This is a genomic window from Streptomyces sp. JLBJ103, from assembly GCF_058215575.1.
Window position 1 is genome coordinate 1,242,462 of the sequence record NZ_CM177089.1, and the last position, 14,846, is coordinate 1,257,307.

Annotated in this window: 13 protein-coding genes; 7 read left to right on the forward strand and 6 right to left on the reverse strand. The window is 70.7% G+C overall.

Annotated elements, in window-relative coordinates; all coding sequences use genetic code 11:
* Positions 1-31 precede the first annotated feature (31 nt).
* On the reverse strand, positions 32-643 hold the full coding sequence (gene rpsD / locus AC4BEG_RS05170) for a 30S ribosomal protein S4 (RefSeq protein WP_490704727.1): 612 nt from the start codon (positions 641-643) through the stop codon (positions 32-34).
* Positions 644-836: 193 nt separating this feature from the next.
* Here rpsD and AC4BEG_RS05175 point away from each other — a divergent pair, with 193 nt between their 5' ends.
* Complete coding sequence (locus AC4BEG_RS05175) at positions 837-1,580, forward strand: DUF2470 domain-containing protein (RefSeq protein WP_490704728.1); 744 nt, start codon at positions 837-839, stop codon at positions 1,578-1,580.
* A gap of 40 nt (positions 1,581-1,620) precedes the next feature.
* Here AC4BEG_RS05175 and AC4BEG_RS05180 read toward each other — a convergent pair whose 3' ends face one another.
* Positions 1,621-2,994, reverse strand: a complete 1,374-nt coding sequence (locus tag AC4BEG_RS05180) for a replication-associated recombination protein A (RefSeq protein ID WP_490704729.1) — start codon at positions 2,992-2,994, stop codon at positions 1,621-1,623.
* A 206-nt stretch (positions 2,995-3,200) separates the two neighbouring features.
* Entirely contained in the window at positions 3,201-3,857 is a 657-nt protein-coding gene (locus AC4BEG_RS05185; protein WP_490704730.1) for a vitamin K epoxide reductase family protein, read from the reverse strand.
* 194 nt (positions 3,858-4,051) lie between these two features.
* Between AC4BEG_RS05185 and AC4BEG_RS05190 the strand changes: the two genes are divergently transcribed.
* The 4 genes from AC4BEG_RS05190 to AC4BEG_RS05205 are packed head-to-tail and all read left to right on the forward strand — an operon-like array spanning position 4,052 to position 7,609.
* Positions 4,052-4,930 (forward strand): ABC transporter ATP-binding protein, encoded by an 879-nt coding sequence (locus AC4BEG_RS05190; protein WP_490704731.1) that lies wholly within the window; start codon positions 4,052-4,054, stop codon positions 4,928-4,930.
* Complete coding sequence (locus tag AC4BEG_RS05195; RefSeq protein ID WP_490704732.1) at positions 4,927-5,766, forward strand: ABC transporter permease; 840 nt, start codon at positions 4,927-4,929, stop codon at positions 5,764-5,766. Before AC4BEG_RS05190 ends, AC4BEG_RS05195 begins: the two co-directional genes overlap by 4 nt.
* Entirely contained in the window at positions 5,724-6,992 is a 1,269-nt protein-coding gene (locus AC4BEG_RS05200) for a sensor histidine kinase (RefSeq protein ID WP_490704733.1), read from the forward strand. Before AC4BEG_RS05195 ends, AC4BEG_RS05200 begins: the two co-directional genes overlap by 43 nt.
* Positions 6,989-7,609, forward strand: a complete 621-nt coding sequence (locus AC4BEG_RS05205; RefSeq protein WP_490704734.1) for a response regulator — start codon at positions 6,989-6,991, stop codon at positions 7,607-7,609. The genes AC4BEG_RS05200 and AC4BEG_RS05205 overlap by 4 nt, the downstream gene beginning before the upstream one ends.
* Positions 7,610-7,681: 72 nt before the next feature.
* Here the strand turns inward: AC4BEG_RS05205 and hisS are convergent, their stop codons facing one another.
* Together hisS and AC4BEG_RS05215 are read right to left on the reverse strand one after the other, a co-directional pair.
* On the reverse strand, positions 7,682-8,944 hold the full coding sequence (gene hisS / locus AC4BEG_RS05210; RefSeq protein ID WP_490704735.1) for a histidine--tRNA ligase: 1,263 nt from the start codon (positions 8,942-8,944) through the stop codon (positions 7,682-7,684).
* A gap of 13 nt (positions 8,945-8,957) precedes the next feature.
* Entirely contained in the window at positions 8,958-9,674 is a 717-nt protein-coding gene (locus AC4BEG_RS05215; protein ID WP_201873009.1) for an MBL fold metallo-hydrolase, read from the reverse strand.
* A 144-nt stretch (positions 9,675-9,818) separates the two neighbouring features.
* Here AC4BEG_RS05215 and AC4BEG_RS05220 point away from each other — a divergent pair, with 144 nt between their 5' ends.
* Positions 9,819-10,682 carry a peptidylprolyl isomerase gene (locus AC4BEG_RS05220; RefSeq protein WP_490704736.1) on the forward strand — a complete coding sequence of 288 codons (864 nt, stop codon included), beginning with the start codon at positions 9,819-9,821 and terminating at the stop codon, positions 10,680-10,682.
* 208 nt (positions 10,683-10,890) lie between these two features.
* Positions 10,891-12,120 carry a DUF349 domain-containing protein gene (locus tag AC4BEG_RS05225; RefSeq protein ID WP_490704737.1) on the forward strand — a complete coding sequence of 410 codons (1,230 nt, stop codon included), beginning with the start codon at positions 10,891-10,893 and terminating at the stop codon, positions 12,118-12,120.
* A gap of 83 nt (positions 12,121-12,203) precedes the next feature.
* Here the strand turns inward: AC4BEG_RS05225 and AC4BEG_RS05230 are convergent, their stop codons facing one another.
* Positions 12,204-14,729, reverse strand: a complete 2,526-nt coding sequence (locus AC4BEG_RS05230) for a RelA/SpoT family protein (RefSeq protein ID WP_490704738.1) — start codon at positions 14,727-14,729, stop codon at positions 12,204-12,206.
* Positions 14,730-14,846 lie beyond the last annotated feature (117 nt).

The following is a 14,846-nucleotide window of genomic DNA, read 5'->3' on the forward strand; positions in this document are numbered from 1 at the left end:
CGGGCCGGGTGAGTACGCGGTGTCCGCTGGATCAGCGGGCGTAGTACTCGACGACGAGCTGCTCGTCGCAGATCACCGGGATCTCCTTGCGGTTGGGGTCCCGGTCCAGGCGGAAGGCGAGCGCCTTCAGGTTGACCTGAAGGTAGCGCGGGGTCTCGCCATCGGGGGCGTAGCCACCCTCACGGGCCACCTGGAAGGGGTGCTTCTCGCGGCTGCGCTCGCGGACCATCACCACATCGTCCGGGCGGACGCGGAAGGAGGGCTTGTCGACCTTGCGGCCGTTGACCTCGATGTGACCGTGGACCACCATCTGGCGGGCCTGGTAGATCGTGCGGGCGATACCGCTCCGCAGGACGAGCGCGTCCAGACGGCGCTCAAGCTCGACGATCAGGGCTTCGCCCGTCTTGCCTTCGACCTTCCGAGCGCGGTCGTAGGCACGGACCATCTGGCGCTCACTGATGTCGTACTGAGCGCGCAGACGCTGCTTCTCCAGCAGACGGACCTTGTAGTCACTGGTCTGCTTGCGGCCACGGCCGTGCTCACCCGGCGGGTACGGGCGGGCTTCGAAGTACTTGACGGCCTTCGGGGTCAGCGCGATGCCGAGCGCTCGCGACTTCTTGACCTTGGGACGCGACTGGTTCACGTGGAACGAACCTCCATGTACGTTAGGTTAGCCTTACCTTAGCCGAGGAGGACGCATGTTTCGACCTGGGATCCCCCTGCCCAGCACTGGTCAGAGCGCCGAGAAGGGTCAGCCGCGTCCCATGGACGGCGCTCTGCGGCCGACGGCGGCGGAGCGCATACGTACTCTCGTGGATGCCAAGGCTACGGCGTCTTTGACAATTCCTGGAATCGAGGCCCCGGACGATCTCGGAGCGCATGAACCGGCGGCCCGTACGGTGGCCCCCGACGGGGACGTGCTGCTGCTGGTCCCCGGCGGCTCCCCGGCGGCCCGCGCCGCCGCCTACGCCCAGCACGACGACCTGGCCTGCGTGATGGAGATCACGGACGTCGCCCCCGTCGCGATGCCCCACCGGATCCGCGGCCGCGCCTGGATCTCCGGCTGGCTCACTCCGGTACGCAACGGAGAGCGAGCGGCCGGGGCGGCACTGATGGCCGAACGTCACCCGGTTGGGGAACTGCTCGGGCTGCGGGAGGCACTGCTGCCCGACTCCGGCAACGGCCCCTCCCCGCGGACGTCCTGGGCGCTGCTGCGGCTGGAGGTCGCCGAGGCGGGTGTGGACGACCTGTGGGGCGCCGACGACGTCGAGCCGGAGGAGTTCGCGCTCGCCGACCCCGATCCGCTGGCCCCGCACGAGGCCGATCTGCTCCAGCATCTGCACGCGGCCCACAGCGACCAGGTACGCGGGCTGTGCGCACTGCTCGGCGACCGCTCGTCGCTGGTGTGCACCCGCGGTGCGGCGATCCCGGTGGCCCTGGACCGCTTCGGGCTGCGGGTCCGCTTCACCGATGGCTCGGGCCAACCCTTCGACGCGCGCTTCGACTTCCCCGAGCCGGTGGGCAGTGTGTCCGAACTGCGGCGGGCGATGCATCTGCTCTTCGACGCCGCGGCCGGATGAATCTGAGCCGGATGAATCTGACGGCGGGAGTGCCCGGTTCCTACGACGCGTCCGGTGCGGGGGGCGCGTCGCCGCGCAGCCGGGCGCGCACGCGCTCGACCACATCGGCGTAACGCGCCTCCGCCCCGTAACGCGTCGGCTCGTAGTACCGCTTGCCGTGGATCTTGTCGGGGGCGTACTGCTGCGCGGCGATCCCGCCCGGGAGGTCGTGCGGATAGAGATAGCCCTGGGCGTGCCCGAGCTTCTCGGCGCCCTTGTAGTGACCGTCGCGCAGATGCGGCGGCACCGGCCCGGCCAGCCCCGCCCGTACATCCGCCAGCGCCGCGCCGATCGCCGTGGTGGCCGCGTTGGACTTGGGCGCGAGGGCCAGCGCGATGGTGGCGTGGCTGAGGGTGAGCGCGGCCTCGGGGAAACCGATCAGCGCGACCGCCTGCGCCGCGGCCACCGCGGTGGGCAGTGCGGTGGGATCGGCAAGACCGATGTCCTCGCTCGCCGAGATCATCAGCCGCCGGGCGATGAACCGCGGATCCTCCCCCGCCTCGATCATCCGCGCCAGATAGTGCAGCGCCGCGTCCACGTCCGAGCCGCGGATGGACTTGATGAGCGCGCTCGCCACGTCGTAATGCTGATCGCCCGCGCGGTCGTACTTCACCGCGGCGCGGTCAACCGCCTCCTCCAGCGTGGTCAGCGTGATCTCGGCCTCGCCCTTGGCTATCGCCGAGCCCGCCCCCGCCTCCAACGCGGTCAGCGCGCGCCGGGCGTCACCGCCCGCGATCCGCAGCAGATGCGCCTCGGCCTCCTCGGGCAGGGTGACCGCGCCGCCGAGCCCGCGCTCGTCGGCCAGCGCCCGGCTCACCAGCCCGCGCAGATCGTCGTCGGTCAACGACTCGAGGGTGAGCAGCAGCGAACGGGACAGCAGCGGGGAGATCACCGAGAAGTACGGATTCTCGGTGGTGGCCGCGATCAGCGTCACCCAGCGGTTCTCGACGGCGGGCAGCAGCGAGTCCTGCTGGGCCTTGCTGAAGCGGTGGATCTCGTCGAGGAAGAGCACCGTCTCCCGGCCGTACGCCCCGGAGGAACGGCGCGCACCGTCGATGACGGCCCGCACCTCCTTGACCCCCGCGGTGATCGCCGACAGCTCCACAAAGCGCTTCTGGGTGGCCTGGCTGACCACATACGCCAGCGTCGTCTTGCCGATGCCCGGCGGCCCCCACAGCAGCACCGACGACGGTCCGGCCGGTCCCCCATTGCCCTCGCCGACCAGCCTCCGCAGCGGAGATCCGGGCCGCAGCAGATGCTGCTGCCCCACGACCTCGTCCAGGGTGCGCGGGCGCATCCGCACCGCCAGCGGACTGCTGGCGGGGTCCTTCTCCTGGCGTTCCTCAGCGGCGGCGGTGAACAGGTCTGGCTCCACGCGGGAAGCCTATGACACCCCACTGACAGGGCTTGCCTTCTTTATGGGGGCTCGGTTCACCTCCGGGGCGCCTCAGCCACTGACGACGGTCGACCGTGCTCGGCCCTTCGTTCCTCAGGGCCTCCGCGCGCTCTCCCTTTCGACAGCGGCGCGCCCCTTCGGCTCACTCGCCGCTGGACCCCAGTACCGCTCAACGAGCGGCACCCTCAGCCCTGGGCGCCGGTCCAGAAGTCCCACCAGCGGGTGAGGACCATCATGCCGAGGATCCCGACCCACAGCACCGGTACCACCCAGTGGAACTCCAGCAGCCCGCGCCTGAGCCCCTCGGGCGCCGGAAGGTAGCCGTGCTTGATGTTGTAGCCGGTGACGTAGCAGAACATCACGATGGTCGCGACCCAGGCCAGGCAGCACCACAGGCACAGCGAGCCGATGACGTACAGCGACTGGTACTGGAGCCAGGTGCAGAACGCGACGCCGAAAAGCGTGCCCGCGTTGAAGGTGAGCCAGTACCAGCGCGGGAAGCGGGCCCCGGTCAGCAGGGACATGCCCACGCAGATGACGATCCCGTAGGCGACGAGCCCCAGCATCGGGTTCGGGAAGCCGAACGCCTGGGCCTGGTGGCTCTCCATGATGTTGCCGCAGGAGACGATGGGGTTGAGGCTGCACCCGGGGGTGTAGGTCTTCCCCGCGGCCTTGGCCTCGAGGATCTTGTTCTTGTCGATCGTGATGACCCAGGCGGCGAGCAGCCCCAGCGCTCCGGTGATCACGAGCAGCAGGGAGAAGGCGCGACCGCCTCCGGTCCCGGTCCGCACGCTCTTCCGTGCCTCGCCGGTCTCCACGTCGTCCACCACTGTCGTCGCCATATCGCCGTCCGTCGCTCTCCACCGAGTCCAGAGTGTCCAGTCCCCCGCCGGGCACGGCCATTGTGCCGCACCGGGCATCGCCGTACGGCCCGGTTACCACAGCTCGGCCATCATCGCGTGTCCCCCGTTCGACGGACATAAGGTCGGCCGCCCGGTCGTCCCCGGAAGCCGCCCGGGGCGCCAGTCTCGTGACCATGACACATCAAGCGGTACGGGTCCGCGGACTCCGCAAGAGATACGGCGCGATCACCGCGCTGGACGGCGTTGACCTGGACATCCAGCAGGGCGAGGTGTTCGGGATCCTGGGGCCCAACGGGGCGGGTAAGAGCACGACGGTGGAGATCCTCCAGGGCCATCGCGACCGGGATACGGGAGACGTCAACGTGCTGGGTCAGGATCCCGGCTCGGCGGGACGGGACTGGCGTTCCCGGATCGGCATCGTTTGGCAGGATGAATCGGCCCCCGCCGAGTTGACGGTGGAGGAGACGGTGCGCCATTTCGCCCGCTACTACCCCCGGCCGCGCGACCCCGACGAGGTCATCGGGCTGGTCGGGCTGGAGGCCAAGGCGCGCAGCCGGGTCAAGGCGCTGTCGGGCGGCCAGCGGCGGCGGCTGGATGTGGCGCTCGGGGTGATCGGCGATCCGGAGCTGCTGCTCCTGGACGAGCCGACCACCGGTTTCGACCCGGTGGCGCGACGTCAGTTCTGGGAGCTGATCCGGAAGTTGGCCGCGGAGGGCACCACGATCGTGCTGACCACGCACTATCTGGAGGAGGCGGAGGAACTGGCGGACCGCCTCGCGGTCATCGCCGCGGGCCAGGTGGCCGCCGAGGGCACCCCCGCCGAACTCCGGGACCGGTACGGATCGTTGGCGACGGTCCACTGGACCGATCCCGGCACCGGGCCGTGCAGCGAGGAGACCGCCACCCCGACCCGTACCGTCGCCGCGCTGATGCGCCGCTTCGACGGCGAGATACCGGGGCTGCGGATCGCCCGCCCCACTCTGGAGGACGTCTATCTGCGGCTCAGCGGCCAGTTCGGCGGCGCGGCGGCGGACGAGGAGAACGCGCGATGACCACGATCCGTACCCGCGGCGCCGCCGCGTCCCGCCCGCTGCCCGGCGCCTGGAGCGTCGGACTGCACCGTGGCGCCATCGAGCTGCGGCAGTTCTTCCGCCAGCGCGAACAGGTGGTCTTCACCTTCGCCTTCCCCGTGGTCATCCTGGCCCTGTTCGCCTCGATCTTCAGCGACGATGTGAAGGGTGCGGGCGTCACCGCCTCACAGCTCTATGTGGCGGCCATGATCGCCGCGGGCGTGATGTCGACGAGCTTCCAGTCGCTGGGCGTCTCCATCGCGGTCGAACGCGATGAGAAGGTGCTGCGGCGTTTGCGCGGCACCCCGATGCCCCCGGCCGCGTACTTCCTCGGCAAGCTGTGGCTGGTGCTGGTCACCGGGATCGTGGAGACCGGCCTGCTGCTGCTCGTCGGGGCGACCCTGTTCGATCTGGATCTGCCCACGAGCGCGGACAAATGGCTGACATTCGGCTGGGTCTTCGCCCTCGGGCTGACCGGCTGCGCGCTGCTGGGCATCGCCATCAGCAGTGTGCCGCGCTCGGGCAAGAGCGCCACCTCGGTGGTCGTCCTGCCGTTCCTGGTGCTCCAGTTCATCTCCGGTGTCTACATCTCCTTCGACACCCTGCCGGACTGGATGCTCAATGTGGGCGCCCTCTTCCCGCTGAAGTGGATGTGCCAGGGATTCCGCGGGGTCTTCCTGCCCGAGTCGGCGGCGGTGCTGGAGCAGACGGGCTCCTGGGAGTACGGGCGGATCGCGCTGGTGCTGGGCGCCTGGTGCGTCGGAGGATTGGTGCTGTGCCTGCTCACGTTCCGCTGGAAAAGCCGCCGCGACGGATGACCGGTCCCCGCGACACCGATGTGTTCTCCCGCCTCCACCGCCGCTGGGACGCCTATTACGCGATCGTGTTCATCGCGACCCTGCTGTTCATCGTGTTCGGGTCCGATCCGGATCCCGGCGCCCGCGCGGCCGCGGCGGCGCTCTTCGCCGCGGGCGCGCCTTGGTACGTGCTGGTCGGCCGGCGGGTTCTGCTGGACGCGGAGGAGGACCGGCGCCGCGGGGTGCTCTATCTCGTGGGGCTCGCCGTGTTCTTTCTGCTGCCCTCGGCGTTCATCGGCGAGACCCGGATCGCCCTGTTCGCCCTGGCGCCGCAGTGCTTCATCCTGCTGCGGCTGCGCTGGGCGCTGGCCGCCGTGGCCTCCCTCAACCTCCTGCCGGTGGTGGCCTGGGCGCTGGTGCGCCGGCCCGATGCGAACGCTCTGTTCCTCAACTCGCTGTTCGCCGTGGTCACCCTGGCGTTCTCGGCGGTCCTCGGAAGCTGGATCATCATGGTCGTCGACCAGAGCGGGGAACGCGCCGCGCTCATCGCCGAACTGGAGGCGAGCCGGGAGGAGGTGGCGCGGCTGTCCGCGGCGCACGGCGCCCTCGCCGAGCGGGAGCGGCTGTCCCGGGAGATCCACGACACCCTCGCCCAGGGCTTCACCAGTCTGCTGATGCTCGTTCAGGCCGTGGAGTCGGAGGTCGAACGCGATGTGCCGCTGGCCCGCCGCCATCTGGATCTGATGGCCCGTACCGCGCGCGAGAATCTGGCCGAGGCGCGCGCCCTGGTCGCCGGGGCGGGCCCGGCCGGACTGGACGGCAGCTCGCTGCCCGACGCGGTGCGGCGGCTGGCCGCGCGGCACGAGGAGGAGACAAGCGCCCCCGCCCGGGTCGAGGTGTCGGGGGCGGTCCGTCCGCTGTCCGCCGGGGTGGAGGTGGTGGCGCTGCGCTCGTGCCAGGAGGCGCTGGCCAACGTCCGTCGGCACGCCGGTCCCCGCGCCGCGGTCGCGCTGGAGCTGGACTACGGCGAGGAGGTGCTGCGGGTGCGGATCCGGGACACCGGGCGCGGCTTCGACCCTGCGGTCCCGCACGGCGGATACGGCCTCACGGGGCTGCGCGCCCGCGCCCGGGAGGCGGGCGGCACGGCCGAGGTGCGGGGCGTACCGGGCGCGGGCACGACGGTGGCGGTCGAACTGCCGGTACGGGCGCCCGCAGCGGCGCCCGCGGGGAAGGGAAGCACACGGTGATCCGGATACTGATCGCGGACGACCACCCGGTGGTACGGGAGGGGCTGCGCGGGATGCTCAGCGCCGAACCCGGTCTGGAGGTTGTCGGCGAGGCGGCCAGCGGGCCGCGCGCGGAGGCGCTCAGCGCCTCGCTGCTGCCCGATGTGGTGCTGATGGACCTGCGGATGCCGGACGGCGACGGGGTGGACTCGATCGCCCGGATGACCGCGGCCCGACTGCCCTGCCGGGTGATCGTCCTGACCACGTACGAGACGGACGGCGACATCCTGCGCGCGGTGGAGGCCGGGGCGGCGGGCTACCTGCTCAAAGACATGCCCCGCGCCGAACTGGCCGAGGCGATCCGCTCGGCCGCCCGCGGGGAGACGGTGCTGGCCCCGTCCGTCGCCGCCCGGCTGGTGGACCGGCTCCGGGACCGGCCCGAGCGGCCGCGGCTGTCGGAGCGCGAGACGGCCGTGCTGCGGCTGGTCGCCGAGGGCTGTACCAACGCGGAGATCGGCCGTCGGCTGTACATCGGCGAGTCCACGGTGAAGACGCATCTGCTGCGGTCCTTCACCAAGCTCGGCGTGGACGACCGTACGGCCGCGGTCACGAGCGCGATGCGGCTGGGGCTGCTGTGAGAGCCGTGCCCCGTCACACCGGCGCACCGTGCCCCGTCACACCGGCCATGGGTGACGGGGCACGGTCAGCGGTCAGGCGAGTTTGGTGCGGAGGGTGGGGACGACCTTGTCGAGGGGGACCGGGGTCTGCTCGCCGGACTCCATGTCCTTGAGCTGGACCACGCCCTCGGCGAAGTCACGCTCACCGGCGACGATCGCGTAGCGGGCGCCGCTGCGGTTGGCGGCCTTCATGGCGGCCTTGAGACCCTTGCCGCCGTAGGCGAAGTCCGTGGCGATGCCCGCCGCGCGGAGCTCGGCCACCACACCGAAGAGGATCTTCCGGGCCTCCTCGCCGAGCGGCACGGCGAAGACGCTGGTGGCGTCGGGCAGATCCAGTGCGATGCCCTCGGCCTCCAGGGCCAGCACCGTGCGGTCCACGCCGAGCGCCCAGCCGACCGAGGGCAGCGCGGGGCCGCCGATCATCTCGGAGAGGCCGTCGTAGCGGCCGCCGCCGCCGACCGCGGACTGCGAGCCGAGGCCGTCGTGGACGAACTCGAAGGTGGTGCGGGTGTAGTAGTCCAGACCGCGGACCAGCTTGGGGTCGTCCTCGAAGGTCACGCCCTGTGCGCTGATCAGCTCGCGCACCTCGGCGTGGTAGGCGCGGCACGCTTCGCACAGGTGGTCGCGCAGCAGGGGGACGCCGGTGAGCTGCTTCTGGACGGCGTCGCGCTTGTCGTCCAGCACCCGCAGCGGGTTGATCTCGATCCGGCGGCGGGTGTCCTCGTCGAGGTCCAGGCCGCGCAGGAACTCCTGGAGGGCGGCCCGGTAGACGGGGCGGCACTCGGAGTCGCCCAGTGAGTTCAGCAGGATGCGGAAGTCGCGCAGTCCCAGCGAGCGGTAGGCGTCGTGGGCCAGCAAGATCAGCTCGGCGTCGAGCGCCGGGTCCTCGGCGCCGATCGCCTCGGCGCCGACCTGGGAGAAGTGGCGGTAACGGCCCTTCTGCGGGCGCTCGTAGCGGTAGTACGAGCCGGAGTACCAGAGCTTGACCGGCAGGGATCCGGCCTTGTGCAGATTGGCCTCCAGGGCGGCGCGCAGCACCGAGGCGGTGCCCTCGGGGCGCAGCGCGAGCTCGTCGCCGCCCTTGGTGGTGAGGGTGTACATCTCCTTGGTCACGATGTCGGTGGACTCCCCGACACCGCGCGCGAAGAGCTCCACGTTCTCGAAGCCGGGGGTCTCGACATAGCCGTAGCCGGACCGCCGCAGCGGAGCCGCGATGGCCTCGCGCACCGCGAGATAGGTCGCGGAGACCGGCGGAATCAGGTCATAGGTGCCCCGGGGGGCCTTGAAGGTGCTCACGGTACGTCTCTCGTCACATTCCTCGTCGCGGAGCCGGCTCCTGGGTGCCGCCTCCGAGGCCGGCGGCCACCTCCCGCAGAAAGGGGTTGGTGGCGCGCTCGCGGCCGATGCTGGTCTGGGGGCCGTGGCCGGACAGCACCACGGTCGAGTCGTCGAGCGGCAGGACCACACGGGCCAGCGACTCGAGGATCTCGGCGTGGTCGCCGCCGGGCAGATCGGTGCGTCCGATGGAGCCGGCGAACAACAGGTCGCCCGAGAAGAAGACGGACGGGATGTCCGCCTGCTCGGGCATCCGGAAGGTCACCGACCCCTTGGTATGGCCCGGCGCGTGCGCGACGGTCAGCTCCAGCCCGGCGAGCTTCAGCTCGGCGCCGTCGGCCAGCTCCTTAACGTCGTCCGGTTCGCCCACGGTCAGCTCGCCCAGCAGCGGCAGTCCGATGGAGCGGCCGAGGGCCTTCTCGGGGTCGCTCATCATGAAGCGGTCCGCCGGGTGGATCCAGGCCGGTACGTCATGGGCGCCGCAGACCGGGACCACCGAGGCGACGTGGTCGAGGTGGCCGTGGGTGAGGACGACGGCGACGGGCTTGAGCCGATGCTTGGCGACCGCCTCCTCGACTCCTTGGGCCGCCTGATGGCCCGGGTCGATGATGACGCACTCCTCGCCGGCGGCGGGGGCGACCAGGTAGCAGTTGGTCCCCCAGGCCCCGGCGGGGAACCCGGCAATGAGCACGATCGTCCTTAAGAGTCGTCCGGCAGAAGAATGTCGGCAGCTCCAGAGCCTACCGGCGGCGGCCCTGCCACAGCTAACCCGTATACGGTACGGCCGAGCGATCAGTCATGAGACCGACGGCATACGCCATGAGGAGACGACCCGGTGGTCAGTAACGAGCAGCGGCGGCGGCAACTCGCCCGGGAGAAGTACCTTCGGCAGCAGGCCCGGCGCCAGCAGGCCCGGGACAAAGCGCGCCGCCGCAACACGGTGATCGCCTCGACGCTGGCCGTGGTGCTGGCGGCGGGCGGTGCGGTGGCGACCGTGGGCGCGCTGTCCGGGGGCGGCGACGACAACAAGAAGGACGACTCCGCCGCGACGCCGCCCACGCCACAGCCGACGAAGAAGGGGCCGGACCCCTGCGCCGCGGGGGCGAAGAAGGTCGAGGGCGAGAAGCCGAAGAAGATGACCTGGAAGAAGGAGCCCGCGGTCACCATCGACAAGGCGGCCTCGTACACCATGAAGCTGGAGACGACCTGTGGGGACATCTCCATCGATATGAAGGCGGACAAGGCGCCGCACACGGTCAACTCCTTCAACTTCCTGGCGAAGAAGGGCTACTTCGACCACACGAAGTGCCACCGGCTGACCAACCAGGGCATCTATGTCCTCCAGTGCGGCGATCCGCAGGGCACCGGTGCCGGCGACCCGGGCTACACCATCCCGGACGAGAACCTGAAGGACCCCTCGCTCAAGGGGAACGTCTACCCGGCGGGCACGGTCGCGATGGCCAACCAGTACAACGCCCAGGCCAAGAAGGGCCGGAACAGCGGCGGCAGCCAGTTCTTCCTCGTCTACCAGGACAGCCAGCTGCCGCCGGACTACACCCCCTTCGGCACGCTGACCAAGGACGGGATGAAGGTCCTGAAGAAGATCAGCAAGGCGGGCGCCGCCCCGCCGGACCAGATGGGGAACACCGCCCCGAACGCCACCGTGAAGATCAACAAGGCGACGGTCGCCTCGTCCTGAGGCCCCTGACGTGCGTACTGCGAAATTTCGGTCGCGCAGGATACGGACAGCCGGGGCACCGTTCGCCTATGTTGGCGTTGTGTAGGGTGCCCGTCCCGATGGCTGCCACCCTGCTGTGAGACCGGCTCGGGCGTTTCCCGGCCGGAAGAAACTGTGGACGATGCCGGCGGGCCGCGCGCCCGCCCCGGCATCATGTGGAGGAGGCGCTGTGAGCAGCGAGCCTTGGGGCCGCGTCGACGAGGCGGGGACCGTGTACGTGCGTACGGCCGACGGCGAGCAGGTCGTCGGGTCGTGGCAGGCGGGATCTCCGGACGAGGCCCTCGCCTACTTCGAGCGCAAGTACGACGGCCTGGTCGTCGAGATCGGCCTCCTCGAGCGCCGGGTGAAGAACACCGATCTGTCCGCCAAGGACGCGACGACCGCCCTCGAGCACATCCGGCAGCAGGTCGACGAGCACCATGTGGTCGGGGATCTGGACGCGCTCAGGAAGCGGCTCGACAAGCTCGCCGAGGATGTCGAGAAGCGCCGTGAGCAGCGCAAGGCGGCCAAGGCCCACCAGACCGAGGAGGCCCGCAGGTCCAAGGAGGCGCTGGTCGCCGAGGCCGAGGAGCTGGCCGCCAGCGAGCAGTGGCGGGCCGCCGGGGAGCGGCTGCGCGCCCTGGTCGACACCTGGAAGGGCCTGCCGCGGCTCGACCGCAAGACCGACGACGAGCTGTGGCACCGCTTCTCGCACGCCCGCTCGGCCTTCTCCAAGCGGCGCAAGGCGCACTTCGCGTCGCTGGACGCACAGCGCGAGGAGGCCCGGCAGACCAAGGAGAAGTTGGTCGCCGAGGCCGAGGCGCTGTCCGGCTCCACCGACTGGGGGCCCACGGCCGCCCGGTACCGCGAGCTGATGTCGGACTGGAAGGCCGCGGGCCGTGCGCAGCGCGAGGCCGAGGACGACCTGTGGAACCGCTTCCGCGGGGCGCAGGACATCTTCTTCCAGGCCCGCGGCGAGGTCTTCGCCGAGCGCGACGCCGAGCAGCGGGAGAACCTGACCCGCAAGGAGGAGCTGGTCGTCGAGGCGGAGAAGCTGCTGCCGATCTCCGATCTGAAGGCGGCCCGTGCGGCCTTCCGGTCGGTCAACGAGCGGTGGGAGTCCATCGGCCATGTGCCGCGGGACTCCCGGGCGCGGATCGAGGGACGGCTGCACGCGGTCGAGCGCGCCCTCCAGGACGCCGAGGACGTGGAGTGGCGGCGGACCAACCCCGAGGCGCGGGCGCGTGCCGCGGGGCTGACCGGCCAGCTCCAGGACGCGGTGGACAGGCTGCGCGGGCAGATCGACGCGGCCCGCGCGGCGGGGAACAACGCCAAGGCCGACAAGCTGGCCAAGGAGCTGGAGGGGCGGCAGGCGCTGCTGGACCAGGCGCTCAAGGGCCTGGAGGAGTTCGGCGGCTGACGAGCCCCGTACCCACGACAACGGCGGCCCCGGATCACCGGGGCCGCCGTTGTCGGTGCTGTACGCCGTCTGTGGGCCCGGACTCAGCGCTGGCGGGCCGAGGTGACCCGGTACACGTCGTAGACGCCCTCGACGCCGCGTACGGCCTTCAGGACGTGCCCCAGGTGCTTGGGGTCGCCCATCTCGAAGGTGAAGCGCGAGGTGGCCACCCGGTCACGGGAGGTCTGCACGGCCGCGGACAGGATGTTGACGTGCTGGTCGGACAGGACGCGGGTGACGTCCGACAGCAGCCGGGACCGGTCCAGCGCCTCGACCTGGATGGCGACCAGGAAGACCGACGACTGGGTGGGCGCCCATTCGACGTCGAGGATGCGCTCGGGCTGCTGGGAGAGCGAGTCCACGTTGACGCAGTCGGCGCGGTGCACCGAGACGCCGCTGCCGCGGGTGACGAAGCCGATGATGGGGTCGCCCGGCACCGGCGTACAGCAGCGGGCCAGCTTGACCCAGACGTCCTCGACGCCCTTGACCACCACACCGGGGTCGGCGCTGGAGCGGCGCTTGGAGCGGCGGATGGGCGGGGTGGTCTCGGCGATGTCCTCGTTGGCGGCCTCCTCGCCGCCGAGGGCCTGGACCAGCTTGTTGACCACGTTCTGCGCGGAGACATGGCTCTCGCCGATGGCCGCGTAGAGCGAGGAGATGTCGGGGTAGCGCATCTCATGGGCCAGGGTGACCAGTGAGTCACCGGTGAGGATGCGCTGGATGGGCAGGTTCTGCTTGCGCATGGCCCGGACGATCGCGTCCTTGCCCTGCTCGATCGCCTCGTCGCGGCGCTCCTTGGAGAACCAGGCGCGGATCTTGTTCCGGGCGCGCGGGGACTTCACAAAGCCCAGCCAGTCGCGGGAGGGCCCGGCGCCGGCCGCCTTGGAGGTGAAGACCTCGACGAGATCGCCGTTGTCGAGGGTGGACTCCAGCGGCACCAGACGGCCGTTGACCCGGGCCCCGATGGTGCGGTGGCCGACCTCGGTGTGCACGGCGTAGGCGAAGTCCACCGGGGTGGCCCCGGCCGGCAGCGCTATGACATCGCCCTTGGGCGTGAAGACGAAGACCTCGTTGCGCGAGAGGTCGAAGCGCAGGGACTCCAGGAACTCGCCGGGGTCCTCGGTCTCCTTCTGCCAGTCCAGGAGCTGCCGCAGCCACGCCATGTCGTTGATGGCGTCGTCCTTGCCGGCCTTGCGGGGCACGTCGGTGCGCACCTTGGAGGCGCCCGCGACGGCCTCCTGCTTGTACTTCCAGTGCGCGGCGATGCCGTACTCGGCGCGGCGGTGCATGTCGAAGGTGCGGATCTGGAGCTCGACCGGCTTGCCGCTGGGCCCGATGACCGTCGTGTGCAGCGACTGGTACATGTTGAACTTGGGCATCGCGATGTAGTCCTTGAACCGCCCGGGCACCGGGTTCCACCGCGCGTGGATGGTCCCGAGCGCCGCGTAGCAGTCGCGGACGGTGTCGACGAGGACGCGAATACCCACCAGGTCGTAGATCTCGGCGAAGTCGCGGCCGCGCACGATCATCTTCTGGTAGACGGAGTAGTAGTGCTTGGGCCGCCCGGTGACGGTGGCCTTGATGCGCGCGGCCCGCAGATCGCCCTGGACCTGGTCGGTGACGACGGCCAGGTACTCATCGCGCTTGGGCGCCCGCTCCGCGACCAGCCGCACGATCTCGTCGTACATCTTGGGGTAGAGGATCGCGAAGGCGAGGTCCTCCAGCTCCCACTTGATGGTGTTCATGCCCAGGCGGTGGGCGAGCGGGGCGTAGATCTCCAGGGTCTCGCGGGCCTTCTTCTCCTGCTTCTCCCGCTTGAGGTAGCGCATGGTGCGCATGTTGTGCAGCCGGTCGGCCAGCTTGATGACCAGGACCCGGGGGTCCTTGGCCATGGCGACGACCATCTTGCGCACCGTCTCGGCCTGGGCCGCCTCGCCGAACTTGACCTTGTCCAGCTTGGTGACGCCGTCGACGAGCAGGGCGACCTGGTCGCCGAAGTCACGGCGCAGGGTGTCCAGGCCGTACTCGGTGTCCTCGACGGTGTCGTGCAGCAGCCCGGCCATCAACGTGGCCGGATCCATACCCAGCTCGGCGAGGATCGTGGTGACCGCGAGGGGGTGGGTGATGTACGGATCGCCGCTCTTGCGCTTCTGGCCGCGGTGCCAGCGCTCGGCCACCTGGTACGCGCGCTCGATCTGGCGCAGCGTCCCGGCGTCGGCCTTGGGGTCGTTGCCGCGGACGATGCGCAGCAGGGGCTCCAGCACCGGGTTGTACGGGCTGGAGCGCTGGACGCCGAGGCGGGCCAGCCGGGCCCGGACGCGGTTGGAGGAGCCCGAGCGGGGCGCGGGGCCGGGCGTCGGGCGGGCGGCCGTGGACGGCAGGCCGTTCCCGCGGCTCGCGGCGGGCCGCGGGCTCTTCTGCTCGGTGCCGCTCGCCGCCGGGCTGTCACCGCTGTTCCGGGGCGTGCCGGAGGCCGCCGTCGGCTGGGCGGCGGTCGGTGCGTCCGGCTTCGCGGAGCGGGATTCTCCCGGACGGACGGGGGGCGAGAGCGGCTGGGCCTCGTCTGGCAAGAGCACTCCTCAAGCGGTCCGGACCTCAAGAGGTCGGACTGCCATGGTATCGATCCCGCCACTCCGCTTGCCTGTCGGTCGGGCGGACCAGGCGGTGCCGGGCATGACGGAGGGCGG